This is a genomic window from Stappia sp., from assembly GCF_048261845.1.
Lineage (GTDB): Bacteria > Pseudomonadota > Alphaproteobacteria > Rhizobiales > Stappiaceae > Stappia.
Genome location: NZ_JBLXFR010000035.1, coordinates 20669 through 41144, shown reverse-complemented (window position 1 = coordinate 41144; position 20476 = coordinate 20669). Strand labels below are relative to the sequence as shown.

Here is a 20476-nt window from a genome sequence, read left to right as displayed (position 1 = left end):
TGAGGACGGTGACGCCGTTCCGCGCCGCAAGCCCCGAACGCGGCCGGACCTGGGCCTCCGTTCCCGGCGGCAAGGCGATGGCAATGCCGGTCGGCACCATCGCCCGCGAACCCGGTGCGATCACCAGCGGCGCCTCGACGGCAGCCAGCAGATCGAGGCCGGCGGCCTCCTCGCTCTGGTAGGCGGGCAACGGCAGATCGGCGCCATGGGGCAGGCGGCGCACTTGAACGGGAAGGGTCATGATCTTTTCCGGGTCGACAGTTTCGGGAAAGGCGGGGAAGAGGCTCCGACCATTGTCGGTGATCGCATCGTGCGGCGCCCGGATCAAGCCGTTCGCCGCACTCGTCCACGCCAGATCGGGCACGCCAGATCGGGCACGCCGGATCAGGCGCACCGGATCAGGAAAGCCGCCGCGCGATCTCGGCGACCAGCCGTCGCGCGACCTCGTCCTTGGGGAGTGTCGGCCAATCCTCGACGCCCTCGCGGCTGACAAGACGCACCGTGTTCGCGTCCCCGCCCATCACGCCATGCCGGGGAGAAACGTCATTGGCGACGATCAGGTCGGCGCCCTTGCGGTCAAGCTTGGCCCGGGCGTTGTCGACGACGTCGTTGGTCTCCGCCGCGAAGCCGACGACAAGGCGCGGACGCAGCGTCGCATGGCGGCCGACGGTCGCGAGAATGTCCGGGTTCTCGGCAAGCGCCAGCGCCGGCACCTCGCCGCTGCCGTCCTTCTTGATCTTGCGGCCGCTTGCCTCTGCCGCGCGCCAATCGGCGACCGCCGCCGCCATCACGGCGACATCGGCGGGCAGCGCGGCATCAACCGCCGCCAGCATCTCGCGCGCCGTCTCGACCCTGACCACATCGACACCCGGAGGGTCGGGCAGCGTCACCGGACCGCTGACGAGCGTGACCCTTGCGCCGTGCCTCGCCATCCAGCCGGCGATCGCGTGACCCTGCTTGCCCGACGAACGGTTGGCGATGTAACGCACCGGGTCGATGGGCTCATGGGTCGGGCCGGAGGTGATCAGGACATGACGGCCGGCAAGGCTCGGGCCGACCGGCGCCAGCATGGCCTCGAGCGCGGCGACGATCTCGAGCGGCTCGGCCATGCGACCGATGCCCGCCTCGCCGCGTTCCGCCATCTCGCCGGCATTGGGACCAACGAAGGCGAGGCCGTCGGCGGCAAGCCGCGCGACATTGCGGCGGGTCGCCGGATGGTTCCACATGGCAGGGTTCATGGCCGGGGCGAGCAACACCTTCTTGTCGGTGGCAAGCAGCACCGCGGTCGCAAGGTCGCCCGCCAGCCCGGCCGCCATCTTCGCCATCAGATCCGCGGTGGCCGGCGCAACAACGATGGCATCGGCCTCCCGCGACAGGCGGATATGGCCGACATCGTGCTCGTCGTCGCGGTCGAAGAGATCGGTGAAGACCTTGTCGCCGGTCAGCGCACCGACCGCCATCGGCGTGACGAACTGGCGCGCGCCGTCCGTCATCACCGCGCGCACATGCGCCCCGCGCTCGCGCAGGCGGCGCACAAGGTCGAGGCTCTTGTAGGCGGCGATGCCCCCGCCGATGACCAGAAGAATGCGCTTTTGCGAAAGGTCCACCCGGATCACTCCCCGGTTCAGGCGCCGAATGCCGGCCGGCAATGGTTCGGTCGGGGCAGCGTCAGCTTCCCGAGCCGAATGCACGCGGCGCCGGCGAAACGACGCGCGACCCCGACCCCGTGACCTCGTATATCGCAAGCCCGCGCTGGTTGCCGCCGTCACGCTCGAACCGGAACACCCCGTCGATGCCGAGGAAGCCGTCGCGATTGGTCAGGACCCGCTCGGAAAACCGGGCCTGGCCGGCCGAGCGGACAAGTCCGGCGGCCAGGATCGTGGCGTCATAGGCAAGCGACGCGTTGCGCGGCGGCTGGCTCCCATAGGTGCTGCGATAGCGATCGGCGAAGGCCTGGAAGCCCGCACTGTCAGGCCCCGGATACCAGGCCCCGGTCAGCGGCGCGGCATTGAGAACCTGCGGCGTCTCCCACTGGCCGCTGCCCAGAAGCCGTGTCGTGGCCAGGTTGACGCCGCCGGTGGTCAGCGTCTGCGCCACGAAGGGCGCGACATTGCCGGCGGGTACGAAGATCGCGTCGATCTGCGCTGCATTGGCGGCTATCCGCCCGGCCTTGGCGGCAATGTCGGACGTGTCGTTGCCCTGCAGGGCATAGCGTTCGATCGACACGATGCGACCGCCGGCCCGGCCAACCTCCTGGCGGAACGCCGCCTCGACCACCGCGCCATAGGTATCGTCGGGCAGGAGGGCGGCGAAGGAGCGCTTGCCCTGGCGGGCGGCGTACGAAACGATCCGCGCCACATCGCTGCGCGGCAGGAAGCTCAGCAGATAGACCCCGCGCGAGGCAACGGACTCGTCGCTGGAGAAGGCGACAACCGGCACGCCGGCGGAACGCGCGGCCGACCCGGCGCCGCCGACGGCCGGGGCGAAGACCGGGCCGATGATCAGCTCCGCACCCTCGGCGATCGCGGCCTGCGCGGCCGCCTGACCGCCCTGCGCCGTGCCGCCGGTGTCCTTGACGAGGATCTGGATATCGGCACCCTGGAAATCGGAAAGGGCCAGTTCGGCCGTGTTGCGGAAAACCGTCGCGATGGACGTCGCGCTGCCACCACCGCTCATCGGCAGGAGCATGGCGACGCGGACCGACCCGGTGCCGATGGTCTGGCCGCTCACTGCCGGCTGACCCGCCGGCGTCGAGGGATAGCCCGGGTATTCGCCGAGGCTTGATCCCGAACAGCCGGCAAGCGCCATTGATGCGCCAAGCGCCAGTCCCTGCACGGCCCGCCGCCCGCACGCGGCGCGGAAGGTGTCTTTCACGATTCGAAGCACTGGGCCCGATCTCCCCGTATCGGCAGTCCATGTCCGCGGTTTGCCACACCGCCGCAGGCAGCCTGCGCGCGATCCCCGCGCGCCTTGCAGTCCCGCAAATGCTTATCAGCACGCCCGGCGCGCTGCAAACCTTCGCTGGCCAGCTTGGCCTTGCAGGTGATTCCTGTCAAAACGAACAGGATCGAACCGGCGACACGCGCCTTGCCGGTCCCTGCCTCCCGTTTCCGGACCCGTCATGACTCCTCCCGATCCAGACACTTCCCCCGACGATGGCGACGGCACGGACAATCCGGCCAGGCGGGGCGAAGCCGACGGCGACCGTTCCTTCTTCATCGGCGCGCACCGGCTCGACGCCCCCCGGGTCGCGGCCGGGCTTTACATCGTCTCGACGCCGATCGGCAACCTCGGCGACATGACCGTGCGCGGGCTGGAAACGCTGGCGGCGGCCGATATCGTCGCCTGCGAGGACACGCGCGTGACGGCAACACTCATGCGTCGGTTCGGGCTGAAGACGCCGCTGACCGCCTATCATGAACACAATGCCGAGCGCGCGCGTCCGAAACTGATGGCCGCCCTTGCCGAGGGAAAGGTCGTGGCACTCGTCTCCGACGCGGGCACACCGCTTGTCTCCGACCCCGGTTACCGGCTGGTGCGCGATGTGGTCGAGGAAGGATACCGCGTCTTTCCCGTGCCCGGCGCCAACGCGCCGCTGGCCGCGCTTGTCGGGTCCGGACTTCCCTCCGACACGATCTGCTTCGCCGGCTTCCTGCCGCAGAAAAGCGGTCAGCGCCGCAACCGGCTGCAGGAACTCGAGGCCCTTCCGGCCACGCTGATCCTGTTCGAAAGCCCGCACCGGATCGCCGCCTCGCTTGCAGACATGGTGGAAATTCTGGGCAGATCGCGGCAGGCGGCGGTGGCGCGGGAACTGACCAAGCGCTTCGAAACCTTCGAGCGCGGCACCCTCGGGGACCTGGCCGGGCGCTTTGACGGCGAGACCGTCAAGGGCGAAATTGTCGTCGTCATCGCGCCGCCCGAAGCCCGCCCGGCCGCCGACGCGAAGGACGCGGATGCGCTGCTGAGCGAAGCTTTGGCGACCATGAAACCCGCGGGCGCGGCCAAGCATGTTGCAGGTCTCACCGGGCTCGACCGCAAGGATCTCTACGCCCGCGCGCTGGCGATCAAGGCCGGCTGAACGCCCGGTTTTGCCGGCCGGCATAAAGCATGCTAGGCCAGCCGGGCTCGAACAGCCAAGCCATCGGCTCACCTTCCGGAGACGCGCGTGACCAAGATCATCATGGTGTTTTTCGCCGCCGTCGCCGCCATCCAGCTGATCAAGCCGCTTGGCTGGCCCGGCCTGAAACGCCGCAAGGATGCCTGGAAGCTGGCCGCAGGCGGTTTTCTCCTGACCGTTTTCGCGGTGATCCTCGCCGCCATGTTCCAGCCCACCGCCTGAACGGTCTGCGGAGACTGCCATGACGCGCCGCCATCACCCGGACATGCCAAGCGGGAGGCGGCGCGGCGCCTATCGCCTCGGGTTGCGCGCCGAGACGCTTGCCGCCCTTCTCCTGCGGCTCAAGGGCTGGCGGATCCTTGCCCGCCGCTACCGGGCGGGAGGTGGCGAGATCGACATCATCGCAAGGCGCGGGGGAACAATCGCCTTTGTCGAGGTGAAGGCGCGGGCCGGTCGCGACCAGGCGCTTGCCTCGATCACCCCGCGCGCCCGGAGGCGAATCGCATCGGCAGCCCGGTCCTGGTGCGCCGGCCGGGAAGACCTTGGCGCCGCGGCGCTGCGCTTCGACGCGGTCCTCGTCCTGCCCTGGCGACTGCCCGAGCACATCGCAGACGCCTTCCCCGCCCCGCCCGACTGAGCCGGCAGGACGGCCTGCAAGGGGCTGCGACTGGACAAAGCCCCGCATGGATCGCATATGCTCTCCAACCCTTCCGGGACCGTTGTCCCGCCTTTCACACGCGCCTGTCCGGGCGCCGGAGACCCTCCCATGCCGTCTTCCACACAGCCGACCTCCCGTCCCCTCAAGGTCGCGGTCCAGATGGACCATATTTCCAGCATCAACATCGCCGGCGACAGCGCCTTCGCGCTGATGCTGGAAGCCCAGGCGCGCGGCCATGTCCTGCACCACTACACGCCCGAACGCCTCGCCATGAACGGCGACACGGTCACCGCGGCTCTCGAGCCGGTCACCGTGCGCGACGAACCGGGCAACCATTTCTCGCTCGGGGAGAAGCGCCTCACGGACCTGTCCGAGATGGACGTGATCCTGATGCGGCAGGACCCGCCCTTCGACATGGCCTATGTGGCAGCCACCCACATGCTGGAGAAGATCCACCCGAAGACGCTGGTGGTGAACGACCCGGCATCGGTGCGCAACGCACCGGAAAAGCTGTTCGTCACCGAATTCGCCGACCTGATGCCGGAAACGCTGATCACCCGCGACCGGGACGCCATCGATGCCTTCCGCGCCGAGCATCGCGACATCGTCATGAAGCCGCTGTTCGGCCATGGCGGTGCGGCGGTCTTCCGCATCACCGCCGACGACCTCAATTACGGCTCGCTCTACGATTTCTTCGCGGCCACCTTCCGCGAGCCCTGGGTGATCCAGCGCTTCCTGCCCGAGGTCTCCAAGGGCGACAAGCGCATCCTGCTGGTCGACGGCGAGTTTGCCGGGGCCGTCAACCGGGTGCCGCAGGAAGGCGACCTGCGTTCCAACATGGTGCGCGGGGGCGCCGCGCGCGAGGCCGACCTCACCCCGCGCGAACGCGAGATCTGCGCCCGCCTCGGGCCGGCCCTGCGCGAGAAAGGCCTGATCCTCGTCGGCATCGACGTCATCGACGGATGCCTGACCGAGATCAACGTCACCGCCCCGACGGGCATCCGCGCCGTTGCCCGCCTTGGCGGGCCCGACATCGCCGGCCGCGTCTGGGATGTGGTGGAGACCAAGCGCGGCAGGATCTGAACCTCCCGCCGCGAACCGCCGCCCGGTTCTCCCGCCCCGGTTGTTACCGACTTCCGGTTGCGCTAAGTTGCAAGCGTTCCGATTGCGCCGGTCGCGCGCAAGGCGTGGAGGCGGGAGGGGCGATGGTTTCGCGGGTCACGACGGTCGCGTTCCAGGGGATCGAGGCGCAACCGGTCGACGTGCAGGTGCAGATCGGCCCCGGCCAGGTCGCCTTCACCATTGTCGGCCTGCCGGACAAGGCGGTCGGGGAAAGCCGCGAGCGGGTACGCTCCGCCCTGCTGGCATCGGGCCTGTCGCTGCCGGCCAAACGCGTCACCGTCAACCTTGCGCCCGCCGACCTGCCCAAGGAAGGGTCCCATTTCGACCTGCCGATCGCGCTGGCGCTGATGGCCGCCATGGGCGCGGTGCCGGCGGCGGATCTGGAGCGCTATGTCGTGCTCGGCGAGCTGGCGCTGGACGGAACGATCTCGGCCGTCGCCGGCGTCCTGCCGGCGGCGATCGGCGCCAGCGCTCTGGCCAAAGGCCTCATCTGCCCGGCTGCCTGCGGTGCCGAAGCCGCCTGGGCCGATCCGGATATGGACCTGCTCGCGCCGGTCTCGCTGATCCAGCTTGCCAACCATTTCAAGGGCACGCAGATGCTGTCGCGCCCCGCGCCGAAGCTCAGCGCCGATCCTGCAGCGCTGCCAGACCTTTCGGAGGTCCGGGGCCAGGAGACCGCCAAGCGCGCGCTGGAAATCGCCGCGGGAGGTGGCCACAACCTCCTGATGATCGGCCCGCCGGGCGCCGGCAAGTCGATGCTCGCCACCCGCCTTCCCTCGATCCTGCCGCCGCTCAGCCCGAAGGAGCTGCTGGAAGTGTCGATGATCTCGTCGATTGCCGGCGAGTTGGCAGACGGCCGGCTGACCGACCGGCGACCCTTTCGCGCGCCGCATCATTCCGCCTCCATGGCCGCGCTTGTCGGCGGCGGCATCCGGGCCCGGCCCGGCGAAGTCTCGCTTGCCCATAACGGCGTCCTTTTCCTGGATGAACTGCCCGAGTTCCATCCGCAGGTGCTCGACAGCCTGCGCCAGCCGCTGGAAAGCGGCGAGACGGTCATCGTGCGCGCCAACCACCGCACCAGCTATCCTTCGCGCGTGCAGCTGATCGCCGCCATGAACCCCTGCCGATGCGGCCATGCGGGCGAGCCCGGGCACACATGCCGGCGCGGCGAGCGCTGCGCGAGCGAATACCAGTCGCGCCTGTCCGGGCCGCTGCTCGACCGGCTCGACCTGCGCATCGAGGTCCCGGCTGTCTCCGCCGCCGACCTGATCCGGCCCGCCGACGCGGAAAGTTCAAGCGCCGTCGCAAGCCGCGTGGCGGCCGCGCGGGACAGGCAGACGAAACGGTACTCCGCCCTCGGCGTTTCAGCGCGCACCAATGCGCAGGCCGGCGCCCGGCTGATCGAGCAGGTCGCGGCCCCCGATGCCGCCGGGATGGACCTGCTGCAGGGCGCCGCGGATGCCCTTCAGCTCTCGGCCCGCGGCTATCACCGGGTGCTCAAGGTTGCCCGGACGCTGGCCGACCTCGACGGCGCCGAAACCGTCTCGCGCCTGCATCTTGCCGAGGCGCTGAGCTACCGGGGGTCCAGCCTCGAGCGCCGGGCGGCCTGAACACGCGGCCGCCCGAGTGTCGGTTCCGCCCTTGGTTGGCGGCCCGCAGCTCCCTAAATGAGGGTCCAACGGAGATCCTCATGCAACATTATTCCCTTCTCGACCTGGCCCCCGTGCCGGAAGGCAAGACGGCAGCCGACGCGCTTGCCAACACCATCGACCTGGCACGCAAGGCCGAAGCCGCCGGCTACCACCGCTACTGGCTCGCCGAGCACCACAACATGCCGGGCATCGCCAGCGCGGCAACGTCCATCGTCATCGGCCAGGTGGCCGCGGCGACAAACACGATGCGTGTCGGGGCGGGCGGCATCATGCTGCCCAACCACGCGCCGCTGGTCATCGCTGAGCAGTTCGGCACCCTTGCAACGCTGTTTCCCGGGCGAATCGACCTGGGTATCGGCCGGGCTCCCGGAACCGACATGGCGACGGCCCGGGCCCTGCGCCGGCACATGTCCGGCGAAGACAATTTTCCGCAGGACGTCGTCGATGTCATGGATCACTTCGGCGACCCGTCCGAAGGCGGACCCGTACGCGCCATTCCGGGCGAGGGCACCCATGTGCCGGTCTGGATCCTCGGCTCGAGCCTTTACGGCGCCCAGCTCGCGGCGGCCCTTGGCCTGCCCTACGCCTTCGCCTCCCATTTCGCGCCGGCGATGCTGGAGGAGGCACTTGCCGTCTATCGCCGCACGTTCCGGCCCTCGAAACATCTTGCCGAACCCCGTGTGATGATCGCCGCCGGCGTCTTCGTCGCGGACACCGATGCCGAGGCCCGCTATCTGCGATCCTCGCAGGTGCTCGCGTTTGCACGGCTCCGGACGGGCAGTCCTGGAAAGCTGCCCGCTCCGGTCGAGGACGTTCGCGCCGAGATCCCGCCCCAGGTGCTTGCGCAGGTCGACCAGGCGCTCAGCGTTTCGGCGACCGGATCGCCCGAGACCGTCCGGCGCGAGCTGGCTGCGATCCTCGAGCGCTACCGGCCCGACGAGTTGATCGTCACCGGCATGATCCATGATCACGGAGCCCGGGTCAGATCCTTCGAGCTGGCAGCAGGGATCCTGGCCGATCTTGTGGACGGCGAGCGGTCGCGGGCTCAGGGTCAGGCCTAGGCTCAGGGTCAGGGGGCGTGATCCCTCATTCTCCCGGCCTCGTCGCGTTGCCTCTGGCCCCGTCGCCGAGCCGGCGCCAACCGCACGGTCGGCGAACTCTCGCCCAAGGTCTTTTGCCGCAACGCTTTCTCAATCTCTCCGACGGACACTGGACAGGCTCGCGCGCCATGCGCGGGCCAGCCGGTTTACGAGGAGAGCAGGTGGCCGCCCGCGAACGCCATGACCGAACGGAGCAACGCGACGCCGGAACGATCCCGGCCGGGCGCGCCGAGATCCGCGCGGGCGAGGCTTCGGCGCTCGCCGCTTCGCGCACGCTTGCCGGCGCCCTTGGCGGCCTCATGCGTTTTGCCTTTTCCTTCGCTGCCTTTTTCGGCGGTGCGGCCCTCATGGTGGCGGTGGTGCCGGAGACGCTGCGCCTGACCGTTGCCGGCGCCGCGCTTGCAGTGGCCGGACTGGCGACAGGGGTCTTCGGCGTCGTCGAGGCACGCCGCCGCGCTGACAGGCAGGCGCTCGCCGACGCCCTGGCACGGATCGAGACCCTGACCGGCGAGCGACTGTCGCTCGCCCGCGACAATGAGCGCCTGCGCGACGAGACCTGGCGATTGAAGGAAAGCGACGCGCGCCTGCGCGATGTGCTCGACACGCTGGGCGACGTCGTCGCCCGGTGGCGCCTTGGCGGAGAGATCGTCTACGCCAATGACGCCGCGCAGGGGCTGTTTCCCGACGGCCTGGCCTCGGCGCTGCACGGCAATGCGGATTCCGGTGCCCGCGACCCGCTGGCGACCGGCGCCGAGACGACCAGCGGCGACATCCTGATGGAGACGGCGAACGGCGCCAGGTGGTTCGCGCGTCGCGACGTCGCGGTGCGCGACGGCAAGAGCGGCGAGCCGTTGATCCAGACCATCCTGCGCGACGTGTCGGACAGGCGCGGCATCGAGGACGCCCTCGTTGCCGCCCGCAACCAGGCCGAAATCGCGAGCGCTTCGAAAAGCCGCTTCCTTGCCACCGTCAGCCATGAAATCCGCACCCCGCTCAACGGCATTCTCGGCATGGCCGGACTGCTCCGCGACACACGCCTCACGGCCGAGCAGCGCAGCTATGTCGAGGCGGTGCGAAGCTCCGGCGAGATCCTGCTTCTCCTGATCAGCGAAGTGCTGGACCTGTCCCGCATCGAGGCCGGCCGGCTCGACCTCGTGGCCGACGAAATCGAGATCGCGTCGCTTGCCGAGGGGGTGGTCGAGCTCCTCGGGCCCCGCGCCCAGTCTAAGGGGCTGGAGATCGGCTGCTATATCGCCCCGAACATGCCGCCTCGCATCTCCATCGACCCCACACGCCTGCGCCAGATCCTGTTCAACCTTGCCGGCAACGGCCTCAAGTTCACCGAAACGGGCGGCGTCGAGGTATCCATTGAACCGGCCCCGGACGACACCTCCCGGGCGCGCAGGTTCACGATCGCCGTTCGCGATACAGGCATCGGGTTCGCTGCAGGCGAAGGCGAGCGCCTGTTCGAGGAGTTCGAGCAAGTCGATCACGGCCCGGCTCGCCGCTTCGACGGGGCCGGCCTTGGACTGGCAATCTCGCGCCGACTGGCGCGGCTGATGGGCGGCGACGTCACGGCGCATTCGGATCCCGGGAAAGGCGCCTGCTTTCGCGTCGAACTGCCCCTCGACGTGATCGAGGACACGCCAAACGATTCGACCGGTCTGGGCAACGTTCAGGTCGTCATTGTCTCTGCCAGCCGGATCGAGGCGCCGCTCGTGGCGAGGTCCTTGAAGGCGCATGGCGCGCAGGTCACGCTGGTGACGCCCGGCGATGAAACCGGCGACGAGACCCTGCTTGCCGCCGACCTCGTGCTGCTCGACCCGGGCTGCGTGGCCGATGCCGGAGCCTGGCTCGCCGGCGCCCGCGCCGTCGGTGTCCAGGCGCCGGCCGCCGCCCTCGTCGCGCCCGCCGACCGGGACCGGCTGCCGCGCCTGCGCGAAGCCGGCTTCGGCGGCTATCTGATTCGCCCCGTGCGTTCCGCTTCGCTGGTCAAGCTGGCGCATACCCTGCTCGGCCACCAGAGCGAATGGTGTCCATGGGAGCAGGCGGACGGAATGGCACAGTCCGCCGACGACACTCCGACCACGGAGGAACTCGCCGCGACGTCGACGCCGGCACGGCCCTTGCGGGTTCTGGTCGCCGATGACAACGACATCAACCGGATGCTGAGCGAAGCCTTGCTGCGCAAGCTCGGTCATGAGCCCGTGGTCGTGAGCGACGGCGCAGAAGCCCTGGATGCGGCGGCGGACGGTGGTTTCGACCTGATCCTGATGGATCTTCACATGCCGGTCGTCGACGGTGTCACGGCGATTCGCCGGTTCCGTGCGATGGAGCGCAACGGCAAATGGTCGCACATTCCGGTATTCGCGGTGACCGCCGATGTCACTCCGGATGCCGAGGAGGCAGCGCTTGCCGCAGGCGCCGACGCGGTTTTCGCCAAGCCGCTCGATCCCGATCTCCTGAGCCGGCGTATCATCCGGGAACGCGGCTTGGCCCGATCCTGACGCCGGCTTGTCAAAAACATCGTCAATTGTCACGCAAGTGTCGGGAAAGTATGATCTACGGCACGCTCGACACGATTGATCGCGCGATCCGGCGTGCCCATCCTCATCCGGTTCCTTAACCGGGTGACTTGCAAAACGGACAAGGGCCGCCGAGATAATCATAAGCAGGATGCCTTCGATGCATCCGCTCGGGGGCAGGCAGGGAAGGCATCGGGGCCATGACGAGGAACGCACTTTTGTCGCCGCGCAGTCTTGTGCGCAAGTTCGTTCCCGCAGCGGCCGGTGCAGCCTTGCGCCACGCCTGGCTTCCCGGTGGCAAAACCGCTCCCGCCGGTCGGCACACACCCAGCCTCGGCCGTATCGGCCCGCTTGAGGTGCGCCTGGCGCGCACCGCCAAGGAGATCCGCAAGGCGCAGGAGCTGCGCTACCACGTGTTCTACGAGGAAATGTCCGCGGTCGCCGACCCGGACACCGCCACGCTTGGCCGCGACGTCGACGCCTATGACACGATCTGCGACCACCTGTTGGTGCTCGATCACGAGACAACCGAACGCAACGCGCTAGGCCGCCGCAAGCCCCGGATCGTGGGCACCTACCGGCTGCTGCGCCAGGATGTCGCCGAGCGGCATGCCGGTTTCTACACGGCCAGCGAATTCGACATCCAGTCGCTGGTCGATGCCCATCCGCGTCTGCAGTTCCTGGAACTCGGCCGCTCCTGCGTCCTCAAGCCGTACCGCACGAAGCGGACGGTGGAGCTGCTCTGGCACGGGATCTGGGCCTATGTGCTGATGCATCGCATCGACGTGATGGTCGGCTGTGCCTCGATCGAAGGCACCGATCCCGACCGGCTCGCCTCGCAGCTGGCATTCCTGCATCACAATGCGCGGGCGCCGGAAGAATGGCGCGTACGGGCGCTCGAGAGCCGCTATGTCGACATGAACCGCCTGCCACGGGGAGACGTCAACGAGCGCCAGGCACTGCGTGAACTGCCGCCCCTGATCAAGGGCTACCTGCGGCTCGGCGCCTATATCGGCGACGGCGCGGTCGTCGACCATCAGTTCGGCACCACCGACGTGCTGATCGTGATGCCGGTCCAGTCCCTGAACAGTCGCTACGTCAACCACTACGGGGCTGACGCGGGGCGTTACGCCCACCAGTAGCCGGGCCAGGACGCGGGCTCAGATCGGCCGGGCCCAGGCCGCCAGTCCGCGTGATCGCGCCAACTCGCGAAGTCCGTCGGCGAGCCGGTCACCGTCGAGCCTCAGGAACCCCACCCGTTCGAGAAAAGCGCTTTCGCCCTTCGGCGCCAGCGCGACCAGCGCGACCAGCGCCGGATACTGGGCCCATTGCCCGTATCCGAGGACGCCCGCCAGCAACGAACTCGCCAGTCCGCGCCCCCGGCAGGTCCCGGACACGCCGAACACCGACAACCACAAGGCGCCGTCGAGATCGCCCGCGGCGGCAAACGCGACCGGAGCGCCGCGCTGGAAAGCGGCCCAGACCCGTCCTTCAGAAGCGAGGATGTCGAGCTCCTCGAGGAGCCCCTGCCCGCCAGAGGCCGGCCGCCAGTCACCGCGATCATCGGCCGCGCGCCACAGGGCATGCAGCGCATCGACCTCGGAGCGCTCGACCGGACGCACGACAAAGGCGCCGGCCGGCCTGGTCACGGCTGCGGACCGTCATAGCCCTCGATGATGACAAGGTCGGAGACCGCGTTCCCGAGGCGCAAGGACATGGCGCGCCCGTAGGCCTCGCTCTCGTAACACTCGAGCGCCTTCTCGTAGCTGTCGAACTCGATGACCACATTGCGCGCCCGCGCCGCGCCTTCCTTGCACTCGAACCGGCCGCCCCGCACGAGGAAGCGGGCGCCAAAGGCGTGAAACGCTTCGGCGTTGGCCGCGACATAGTCCCTGTAGGCGTCGGCATCCGTCACGTCGACCCGCGCCACCCAGTATCCCTTTGCCATTCCGTTTCGTCCCCTGATCCTGTCGCGCGCGCCTTGCCGGCGGCGGTTTCGATCTTCAGGCGTAGCCCGTCGCACCCGTGCCTGTAAAGGCAGGCCGGTCGCCACTTCGGCCAGCGCGCGGCAGGCTTAACACCCCCTTAAATTGCCGCATTTAAGCTGCACCCCGACATCGGGGACAGAGGGGCACTTCGCTCCGGGGAAGACACAGACAGCTGGCATGGCACGACGACCGTCAACCGGAAAAAGGCGCGAACCGCGTGTGGAACCCCGCCTCGACGGACGCGAGGCGGGCACGCTCGACATGCGCCTGACCGGCGCCGACAGGCCGGCGGCCGGCGGCAAGCCGTCGCGGCAGCGCGCCCCAAGCGGCCGGAAGGGCGAAGCGGAGACCCGGGGCCGCTCAGGCGGCAATGGCCGTCCGCCGCGCGGCGGGCGCGGCAAAAGCAAGACCCGGCATCGGCGCGGCGGATTGGTCGGGCTGATCCGCCGGACGATCTATTGGGGTTTCGTGTTGTGTATCTGGGCCGGCATCGGCGGCGTCGGCGTGCTCATCTATTACGCCGCCTATCTGCCGCCGACCTCCGAATGGAAGGTGCCGCAGCGCCCGCCCAATGTCCGTATCGTTGCAGCCGACGGCACGCTGATGGCAAATCGCGGCGACACGGGCGGCGAGGCGGTGCGCCTGGAGCAACTGCCGCCCTATCTTCCTCAGGCGGTGATCGCCATCGAGGACCGGCGCTTCCGCTCGCATTTCGGCCTCGATCCGCTCGGCCTTGCCCGCGCCATGTTCACCAATGTGACGTCCGGACGTCTCGTGCAGGGTGGCTCGACCCTGACGCAGCAGCTTGCCAAGAACCTGTTCCTGGAGCCCGACCGCACGCTGAAGCGCAAGGTGCAGGAAGCCGTTCTGGCGCTCTGGCTGGAGGCGAGTTACTCCAAGGACGAGATCCTGGAGATGTATCTCAACCGCGTCTATTTCGGTGCCGGCGCCTATGGTGTCGACGGCGCGGCGCGGCGCTATTTCGGCAAGTCCGCGCGGCTCGTCAGCATCGGCGAGGCGGCAACGCTCGCCGGATTGCTGAAGGCGCCGTCGCGCTATGCCCCGACCCGCAACCCGGACCTTGCCGCCGAGCGCGCCGCGACCGTGCTCGGCGCCATGGCGGAGGAAGGCTATCTCACCGAGCGCGAGGCGACCGACGCCATCGCCGCCCCGATGCGCGTCGTCACACACCATACCTCGGCCAGCGAGAACTACGTCGCCGACTGGGTGATGGAGCGGCTTCCCGGCTATGTCGGCGCCGTCGATGATGACATCATCGTCGACACGACCATCGATCTCGGCCTGCAGATCATCGCCGAGGATGCGCTGCGCCGGGCGCTTGACGAGGAGGGCGCCAAGCGCGGCGTCGGCCAGGGCGCGGTGGTGACGCTGGACGGTTCGGGCGCCGTCAAGGCGCTGGTCGGCGGGCGCGACTATTCCCGCAGCCAGTTCAACCGGGCCGTCAATGCCCGCCGCCAGCCGGGCTCGGCGTTCAAGCCCTTCGTCTATCTGGCGGCGCTGGAGCGCGGCCTGACGCCCGGCACCGTGCGCCAGGACGCGCCGGTCAAGATCGGCAATTGGGCGCCGCAGAACTATTCCAAGTCCTATCGCGGGCCGGTGACGCTGACCGAAGCCCTGTCGCTGTCTCTCAACACGGTCGCCGCGCGCCTTGCCAGCGAGGTTGGTCCGAAGGCGATCATCCGCACCGCGCGCAAGCTCGGCATTTCCTCGCCGCTCGCCTCGAACCTGTCGATCTCGCTCGGCACCTCGGAAGTGACGCCGCTGGAAATCGCCGCCGCCTATGTGCCCTTTTCCAACGGCGGTCACGCGGTCGTGCCCCATGTCATCCGCTCGATCCGCACCATGGACGGCAAGCTTCTCTATGCCCGCAAGGGCGATGGCGGCGGCCGGGTGATCGACCACCGGACCCTGTCGGACATGAACATGATGATGGGCGAGACCCTGATGACCGGCACCGGCAAGGCAGCGCATCTTGCCGGTCGTCCGGCCGGCGGCAAGACGGGCACCAGCCAGGATTTCCGCGACGGCTGGTTCATCGGCTATACCGGCACCATGACGACCGCCGTCTGGCTCGGCAATGACGACAATTCGCCGACCAAGCGGGCAACCGGCGGGTCGCTGCCGGCGACGGTCTGGAAAGAGGTGATGTCGGCCGGCCACCAGGGCCTGCCGGTCGCCGGTCTTCCCGGCATTTCCGACCGCCCTGTCCAGGTGGCGGAACCCGCCACCCCGCTCGACATGCCGATGCGCGACATTCCCGCGGAAGGCGACCCGGCCCGCCGCCTGCCGCCCATGCGCGACGGCGAGGGCAGCGGCGGACCGCTCGACCTGCTCAACCGCATCTTCGGCGGCTGATCTCCGCAGCTACACGCCTGCCGCCCTTGCTCGGCGCGTCGCCAAAAAGACCAGCGCGGCGCCAAGACCGTTGGCGGCGATGATCAGCGCCAATGGCAGGGCCGTGCCGCCATGGGTCATGCCGACGAGGATGCCGACCAGCGCCGCAACGCTCATCTGGCAGATGCCCATCAGCGAGGACGCCGTTCCCGCGCGCCCGGGGAAGGGCATGAGCGCGGCGGCCTGGGCCTGCGGCATGGCAAGGCCGACGCCAGCCATGTAGAGCATCATCGGCAGCACGACGGCGAGCATCGAAGGCACCACGAGCACCGCCGCGATCATCGCAGCGCCTGCTCCCCCCATCAGCAGGCAGCCGGTCAGGATCGTCGCGTCGGCGCCCCGTCTTGGCGCCAGCCGCTGGCCGATCAGCGTGCCGGCCACATAGGCGAGCGCGCAGATGCCGAACACGATGCCGAACACCGCCGGGCTCAGGCCGAAAATGTCCTGCAGGACGAAGGACGAGCCGGAGATGAACGCGAACAGCCCGGAATAGGTCAGCGTGACGATCGCCAGATGCGCCGCGAACGCCCGGTGGCGCAACAGGCCGGCGAAGGCGGATATCAGCACCGGCACGGAGAAGGGCGCGGTCTCCCGGGCCCTGATCGTTTCCGGCAAGCGCCGCCAGATGGCGACCAGCACCGCCGCGGCGAAGGCGAGCGACACCAGGAACACCAGACGCCAGCCCCCGGCTGCCGCGATCAGGCCGCCGAAGAAGGGGGCGACGGCAGGGGCCAGCCCCATGATCGAGCCCATCCGGGCCAGTTCCTGGCCGGCGCGGGGCCCCTCATAGAGGTCTCGCACGACGGCGCGGGCGAGCACCACCGGCCCCGCCGCGCCGAAGGCCTGGAGGAAGCGCGCGCCGATCAGCACCTCGACCGTCGGCGCCAGGGTGCAGGCAAGGCTTGCTCCGGCATAGATCACGAGCCCCGTCATCAGCACCGGCTTGCGCCCCAGCCGGTCGGCAAGCGGACCATAGAAGATCTGGCCAACGGCGAAACCGACCAGGAACACCGACAGCGTCAGCTGTACCGACGCATGCGCTGTGTCGAGGTCGCGCAGGATCGCCGGCAGTGCCGGCAGATACATGTCGGTGGACAGCGGGCCCAGCGCCGTCAGGCACGCCAGCAGGATGGTGAGCGCCCATGTGTCGGGCTTGAGCATGTGACGAGCACCTTTTTCGTGCGGTTGCTGCCGGGCTGTCGCCAGGCGAAAGCCTGTTCCGGTTCCTGGTTGCCGAGCCTAGCCGTAAAGATGCAGGCGGCCGCCCTCTTGCCGGAGCCAGCCACGCGCCTCCTCGGTGCGCGGCGCAAGACGCCGACACAGGGCCCAGAACCGCGGGCCGTGATTCATTTCGGCGAGATGGGCGACTTCGTGAGCTGCGACGTAGTCGAGGATAAAGGGTGGCGCAAGCACCAGCCGCCACGAGAACGATAGCTTTCCGTCCGCCGTGCAAGAGCCCCAGCGGCTGCGCGTATCGCGCAAGGTGAGGGCGGACGGGTAGCGTCCCAGAGCTGCCGCGTGCAGGTCGACAGCCTGTTTGAGGTCCTGGCGCGCCTCGCGTTTCAGCCAGTCGGTCAACCGGCGGGCGAGATGCTCCTCGGCACCGGGCACCTGCAGCAGCGCCTCGCCGGACCCGGTTTCCGCCCGCACGAGACCGCGCAAGCCTCCGGCGGCAACGATGCGGTGCGGTTCCCCGCGCAGCGGCACCATGCCCCCGGCGGCAAAGGCGACAGCGTCCGGCCTGCGGTCGAGCTGCGCCGCGAGCCAGTCGCGCTGGCGCTCGGCGAAGTCGCGGGCGGTGGCGAGCGTTCCCTTCGCCGGAACGGTCAGCACCGGGTCCCCGCCGGTTGCCGGCAGCCGCAGGATGTAGCGCCGCGCATTGGCGTTGCGGCGCAGCTCGATACGCTGCTCGCCGCCGGCGAGCGCGACGGTGATCGCGTCTGGAAGCGGTGCCGCGCGCATCCCGAACATGGCTCTCACGCGCCGGCCAGTTCGTCGAAACGGAGCGGCGCCGCCCCGTTCAGCGGGTTCTTCGCCGACCAGCGATAGCGAATGGTCTCGAAGCGCATCGACCGCGCGTCGACCAGCAGCAGCCGGCCGAGCAGCCCCTCGCCGAACCCGGCGATCTCCTTGATCACCTCCATCGCCTGCATGGTTCCGACCATCCCGGTCAGGGCACCAAGCACCCCGGCTTCCGCGCAGGTCGGCAGCGCGCCATCGGCCGGGCGGTCGGGAAACAGGCAGCGATAGGTCGGATTGGGCGTGCCATCGGCATCCTTCTCGTGGGGCTTGAGCAATGTCAGCGAGCCGTCGAGGCGACCGACGGCACCCGTAACGAGCGGTTTCCTGGCGAAGAAGCAGGCATCGGAGACGAGATAACGGGTGGTGAAATTGTCCGATCCGTCGACGACGAGGTCGTAGCGCGAAATCAGCGCCAGCGCGTTCGTCGCCGACAACCGCACCGGATGCGGTTCGACCGCTACATGCGGGTTGAGCCGGGCGATCGCCTCCGCCGCGCTCGCCACCTTGGGCTCGCCGAGCTGGTCCGTGTCGTGGATCACCTGGCGCTGGAGATTGGACAGCGACACGGTGTCGTCATCGACGATGCCGAGCGTGCCGACCCCGGCGGCTGCCAGATATTGCAGTACCGGCGCGCCGAGCCCGCCGGCACCCACGACCAGCACCCGCGCCGCCTTGAGCTTCTGCTGCCCGGGCCCGCCAACGTCCTGCAACACGATATGGCGGGCATAGCGTTCGAGTTCGGCAGGCGTCAGGGTCGTCATGAAGTGTCCGTTGAAAGATTGGGGGCCGGTCAGCGCAGCAACCGGCCGACGAGACGTGCGGTGTAGTCCACCATGGGGATGATGCGGGCATAGTTGAGACGGGTCGGCCCGATCACGCCAAGCACGCCGATGATGCGCTCATCCTGATCCCGGAACGGGGAAACGACGATCGAGGACCCCGACAGCGAGAACAGCTTGTTCTCCGAGCCGATGAAGATGCGCACCCCCTCGCCGCCTTCGGCGGCCGCCAGAAGCTGGATCAGGTCGCGCTTGCTCTCCAGATCGTCGAACAGAAGCCGGATGCGTTCCAGATCCTGTTCCGCCTCAAGGTGCGAGAGCAGGTTCGAACGTCCGCGCACGATCAGCGACCCGGTGTCTCCACCGGTTCCGCCGCGCAGCGCGATGCCGGCCTCGACCAGCTTGGCGGTGAGTGCGTCCAGTTCCTTCTGGTGCCGGTCGCGCTGGGTCTCCAGCTCGCGCCGTGCCTCCGCGAGGGTGCGCCCGCGAATCAGGCTTGTCAGATAGTTCGAGGCCTCGATCAGCGCCGATTGCGGCAGGCCCGGCGGCAGATCGACGATCCGGTTCTCGACCGAGCCGTCGTCGCCGACCAGCACGACCAGCGCCTTCAGCGGCTCGATGCGGACGAATTCGACATGACGCAAGCGCACATCGCCCTTGTGGGTGAAAACCACGCCGGCGCCGCGCGACAGGCCGGACAGCATCTGGCTGGCCTCGGTCAGCAATTGCTCGCTGGTGCGCTCGCTGCGCGCCGCCTTGACCTGGATCTCGATCTGGGCGCGCTCGTCCTGCGTCAGGTCGCCGACCTCCAGAAGCGCATCGACGAAAAAGCGCAAGCCGCCTTCGGTCGGCATGCGGCCGGCGGATGTGTGCGGCGCATAGAGCAGCCCGGCATGCTCCAGATCGGCCATGATGTTGCGGATCGAAGCCGGTGAGAGCTGGATGGACGGAAGCCGGGACAGGTTGCGCGAGCCCACCGGCTCGCCGGTCTCCAGATATGATTCGACGATCGCGCGGAAAATCTCCCGCGAACGCCGATCCAGCTCGCCCAGGCTGACGGATGGCACGCCGAGTGTCACGCTTGCGGTCCCCGGTCCTCTTGCATGTCTGTCCTCTTGCTTCGCCGCCGCCCGCCATGGACGACTTTCGTCACGGCAGCGGATATTCGCCGCGAACATCTCCGACCCTCGCGGCGAATATAGTGCGTCTTCGCCGCGATTGCCCACCGCAAACACGCCGCCACGACGCGCGCCATTGCGCTCATCCGTTCGAGAAAGCTCAGACAGGCATTTCATTCGGCCCCAATCTTGGATTAAGAGGAACGCCTGACAAGAGCGGGGACACAGCGTCCCTGCGGGACCGGTTTGAAGGGGATCGACATGCGGCCATCCAAACGCGCAGCCGACGAGTTGCGCGCCGTGACGCTGGAACGAAGCGTTTCCAAACACGCGGAAGGCTCGTGCCTGGTCAAGTTCGGCGACACCCATGTGTTGTGCACGGCGAGCCTGGAGGAGCGCATTCCGCCCTGGCTGCGCGGCCAGGGGCGGGGCTGGGTGACGGCGGAATACGGCATGTTGCCGCGCGCCACAGGCGAGCGCATGCGCCGCGAGGCTTCGGCCGGCAAGCAGTCGGGGCGCACCCAGGAGATCCAGCGGCTGATCGGCCGTTCCCTGCGCGCCGTGGTCGACCTGCCGGCGCTCGGCGAGCGCCAGATCTCGGTCGATTGCGACGTCATCCAGGCCGATGGCGGCACGCGCACCGCCGCGATCACCGGCGCCTGGGTCGCGCTGCATGACTGCATCGCCTGGATGCGGGCCCGCGACATGGTCACCAAACCGGTGCTCCGGGACCATGTGGCTGCCATTTCCTGCGGCATTCATGGTGGCAAGGCCGTGCTCGACCTTGATTACGCCGAGGATTCGGAGGCCGAGACCGACGCGAATTTCGTCATGACCGGAGCCGGCGGCATCGTCGAAATCCAGGGCACGGCCGAAGGCACTCCCTTCACCGAGGAGGAATTCGGCCAGCTTCTCGGTCTCGCCAAGGCCGGCATCGGCCAGCTTGTCGACCTGCAGAAACTGGCCATCCTGTGAGGCCC

The 20476-nt window shown here is 68.8% G+C and carries 18 protein-coding genes and 1 pseudogene; 10 read left to right on the top strand and 9 right to left on the bottom strand.

The window, feature by feature from the left end:
- The 3 genes and pseudogenes from ACN0T5_RS14435 to ACN0T5_RS14425 all read right to left on the bottom strand — a co-directional run.
- Positions 1–241 (bottom strand): annotated as a pseudogene (locus ACN0T5_RS14435) (dUTP diphosphatase); the annotation flags it as partial.
- Between the two features lie 157 nt (positions 242–398).
- Positions 399–1607, bottom strand: coding sequence for a bifunctional phosphopantothenoylcysteine decarboxylase/phosphopantothenate--cysteine ligase CoaBC (coaBC, locus tag ACN0T5_RS14430; protein ID WP_417769307.1), 1209 nt, complete (start codon positions 1605–1607; stop codon positions 399–401).
- A gap of 61 nt (positions 1608–1668) precedes the next feature.
- Entirely contained in the window at positions 1669–2886 is a 1218-nt protein-coding gene (locus ACN0T5_RS14425) for a penicillin-binding protein activator (protein WP_417769306.1), read from the bottom strand.
- Between the two features lie 235 nt (positions 2887–3121).
- On the opposite strand from ACN0T5_RS14425, the gene rsmI reads away from it, so the two are divergent.
- From rsmI to ACN0T5_RS14385, 8 genes are all read left to right on the top strand, one after another.
- Positions 3122–4078, top strand: coding sequence for a 16S rRNA (cytidine(1402)-2'-O)-methyltransferase (gene rsmI, locus ACN0T5_RS14420; protein ID WP_417769305.1), 957 nt, complete (start codon positions 3122–3124; stop codon positions 4076–4078).
- An 87-nt stretch (positions 4079–4165) separates the two neighbouring features.
- Positions 4166–4339, top strand: coding sequence for a hypothetical protein (locus tag ACN0T5_RS14415; protein ID WP_417769304.1), 174 nt, complete (start codon positions 4166–4168; stop codon positions 4337–4339).
- 19 nt (positions 4340–4358) lie between these two features.
- Positions 4359–4754 carry a YraN family protein gene (locus ACN0T5_RS14410; protein WP_417769303.1) on the top strand — a complete coding sequence of 132 codons (396 nt, stop codon included), beginning with the start codon at positions 4359–4361 and terminating at the stop codon, positions 4752–4754.
- Between the two features lie 129 nt (positions 4755–4883).
- Entirely contained in the window at positions 4884–5858 is a 975-nt protein-coding gene (gene gshB / locus ACN0T5_RS14405) for a glutathione synthase (RefSeq protein ID WP_417769302.1), read from the top strand.
- A gap of 122 nt (positions 5859–5980) precedes the next feature.
- The gene (locus ACN0T5_RS14400) at positions 5981–7507 is read left to right on the top strand and encodes a YifB family Mg chelatase-like AAA ATPase (protein WP_417769301.1); all 1527 of its coding nucleotides are present in this window, start codon (positions 5981–5983) and stop codon (positions 7505–7507) included.
- An 80-nt stretch (positions 7508–7587) separates the two neighbouring features.
- Positions 7588–8610, top strand: a complete 1023-nt coding sequence (locus ACN0T5_RS14395; RefSeq protein WP_417769300.1) for an LLM class flavin-dependent oxidoreductase — start codon at positions 7588–7590, stop codon at positions 8608–8610.
- A gap of 200 nt (positions 8611–8810) precedes the next feature.
- The gene (locus tag ACN0T5_RS14390; protein ID WP_417769299.1) at positions 8811–11156 is read left to right on the top strand and encodes an ATP-binding protein; all 2346 of its coding nucleotides are present in this window, start codon (positions 8811–8813) and stop codon (positions 11154–11156) included.
- A gap of 218 nt (positions 11157–11374) precedes the next feature.
- The gene (locus tag ACN0T5_RS14385) at positions 11375–12316 is read left to right on the top strand and encodes a GNAT family N-acetyltransferase (RefSeq protein WP_417769298.1); all 942 of its coding nucleotides are present in this window, start codon (positions 11375–11377) and stop codon (positions 12314–12316) included.
- A gap of 18 nt (positions 12317–12334) precedes the next feature.
- Here ACN0T5_RS14385 and ACN0T5_RS14380 read toward each other — a convergent pair whose 3' ends face one another.
- Together ACN0T5_RS14380 and ACN0T5_RS14375 are read right to left on the bottom strand one after the other, a co-directional pair.
- Positions 12335–12823, bottom strand: coding sequence for a GNAT family N-acetyltransferase (locus tag ACN0T5_RS14380; RefSeq protein WP_417769297.1), 489 nt, complete (start codon positions 12821–12823; stop codon positions 12335–12337).
- Positions 12820–13122 carry a DUF1330 domain-containing protein gene (locus tag ACN0T5_RS14375; protein ID WP_417769296.1) on the bottom strand — a complete coding sequence of 101 codons (303 nt, stop codon included), beginning with the start codon at positions 13120–13122 and terminating at the stop codon, positions 12820–12822. Before ACN0T5_RS14375 ends, ACN0T5_RS14380 begins: the two co-directional genes overlap by 4 nt.
- Positions 13123–13381: 259 nt before the next feature.
- Here ACN0T5_RS14375 and ACN0T5_RS14370 point away from each other — a divergent pair, with 259 nt between their 5' ends.
- Entirely contained in the window at positions 13382–15538 is a 2157-nt protein-coding gene (locus ACN0T5_RS14370) for a transglycosylase domain-containing protein (RefSeq protein WP_417769295.1), read from the top strand.
- 9 nt (positions 15539–15547) lie between these two features.
- On the opposite strand, the gene ACN0T5_RS14365 is transcribed toward ACN0T5_RS14370, so the two are convergent.
- The 4 genes from ACN0T5_RS14365 to hrcA form a co-directional block, all read right to left on the bottom strand.
- The gene (locus ACN0T5_RS14365) at positions 15548–16738 is read right to left on the bottom strand and encodes a multidrug effflux MFS transporter (RefSeq protein ID WP_417769294.1); all 1191 of its coding nucleotides are present in this window, start codon (positions 16736–16738) and stop codon (positions 15548–15550) included.
- Positions 16739–16816: 78 nt separating this feature from the next.
- On the bottom strand, positions 16817–17548 hold the full coding sequence (locus ACN0T5_RS14360; RefSeq protein WP_417769293.1) for a M48 family metallopeptidase: 732 nt from the start codon (positions 17546–17548) through the stop codon (positions 16817–16819).
- Positions 17549–17553: 5 nt separating this feature from the next.
- Positions 17554–18360, bottom strand: a complete 807-nt coding sequence (moeB, locus tag ACN0T5_RS14355) for a molybdopterin-synthase adenylyltransferase MoeB (RefSeq protein ID WP_417769292.1) — start codon at positions 18358–18360, stop codon at positions 17554–17556.
- 29 nt (positions 18361–18389) lie between these two features.
- The gene (hrcA, locus tag ACN0T5_RS14350) at positions 18390–19457 is read right to left on the bottom strand and encodes a heat-inducible transcriptional repressor HrcA (RefSeq protein WP_417769291.1); all 1068 of its coding nucleotides are present in this window, start codon (positions 19455–19457) and stop codon (positions 18390–18392) included.
- Positions 19458–19757: 300 nt separating this feature from the next.
- On the opposite strand from hrcA, the gene rph reads away from it, so the two are divergent.
- The gene (rph, locus tag ACN0T5_RS14345) at positions 19758–20471 is read left to right on the top strand and encodes a ribonuclease PH (protein ID WP_417769290.1); all 714 of its coding nucleotides are present in this window, start codon (positions 19758–19760) and stop codon (positions 20469–20471) included.
- Positions 20472–20476 lie beyond the last annotated feature (5 nt).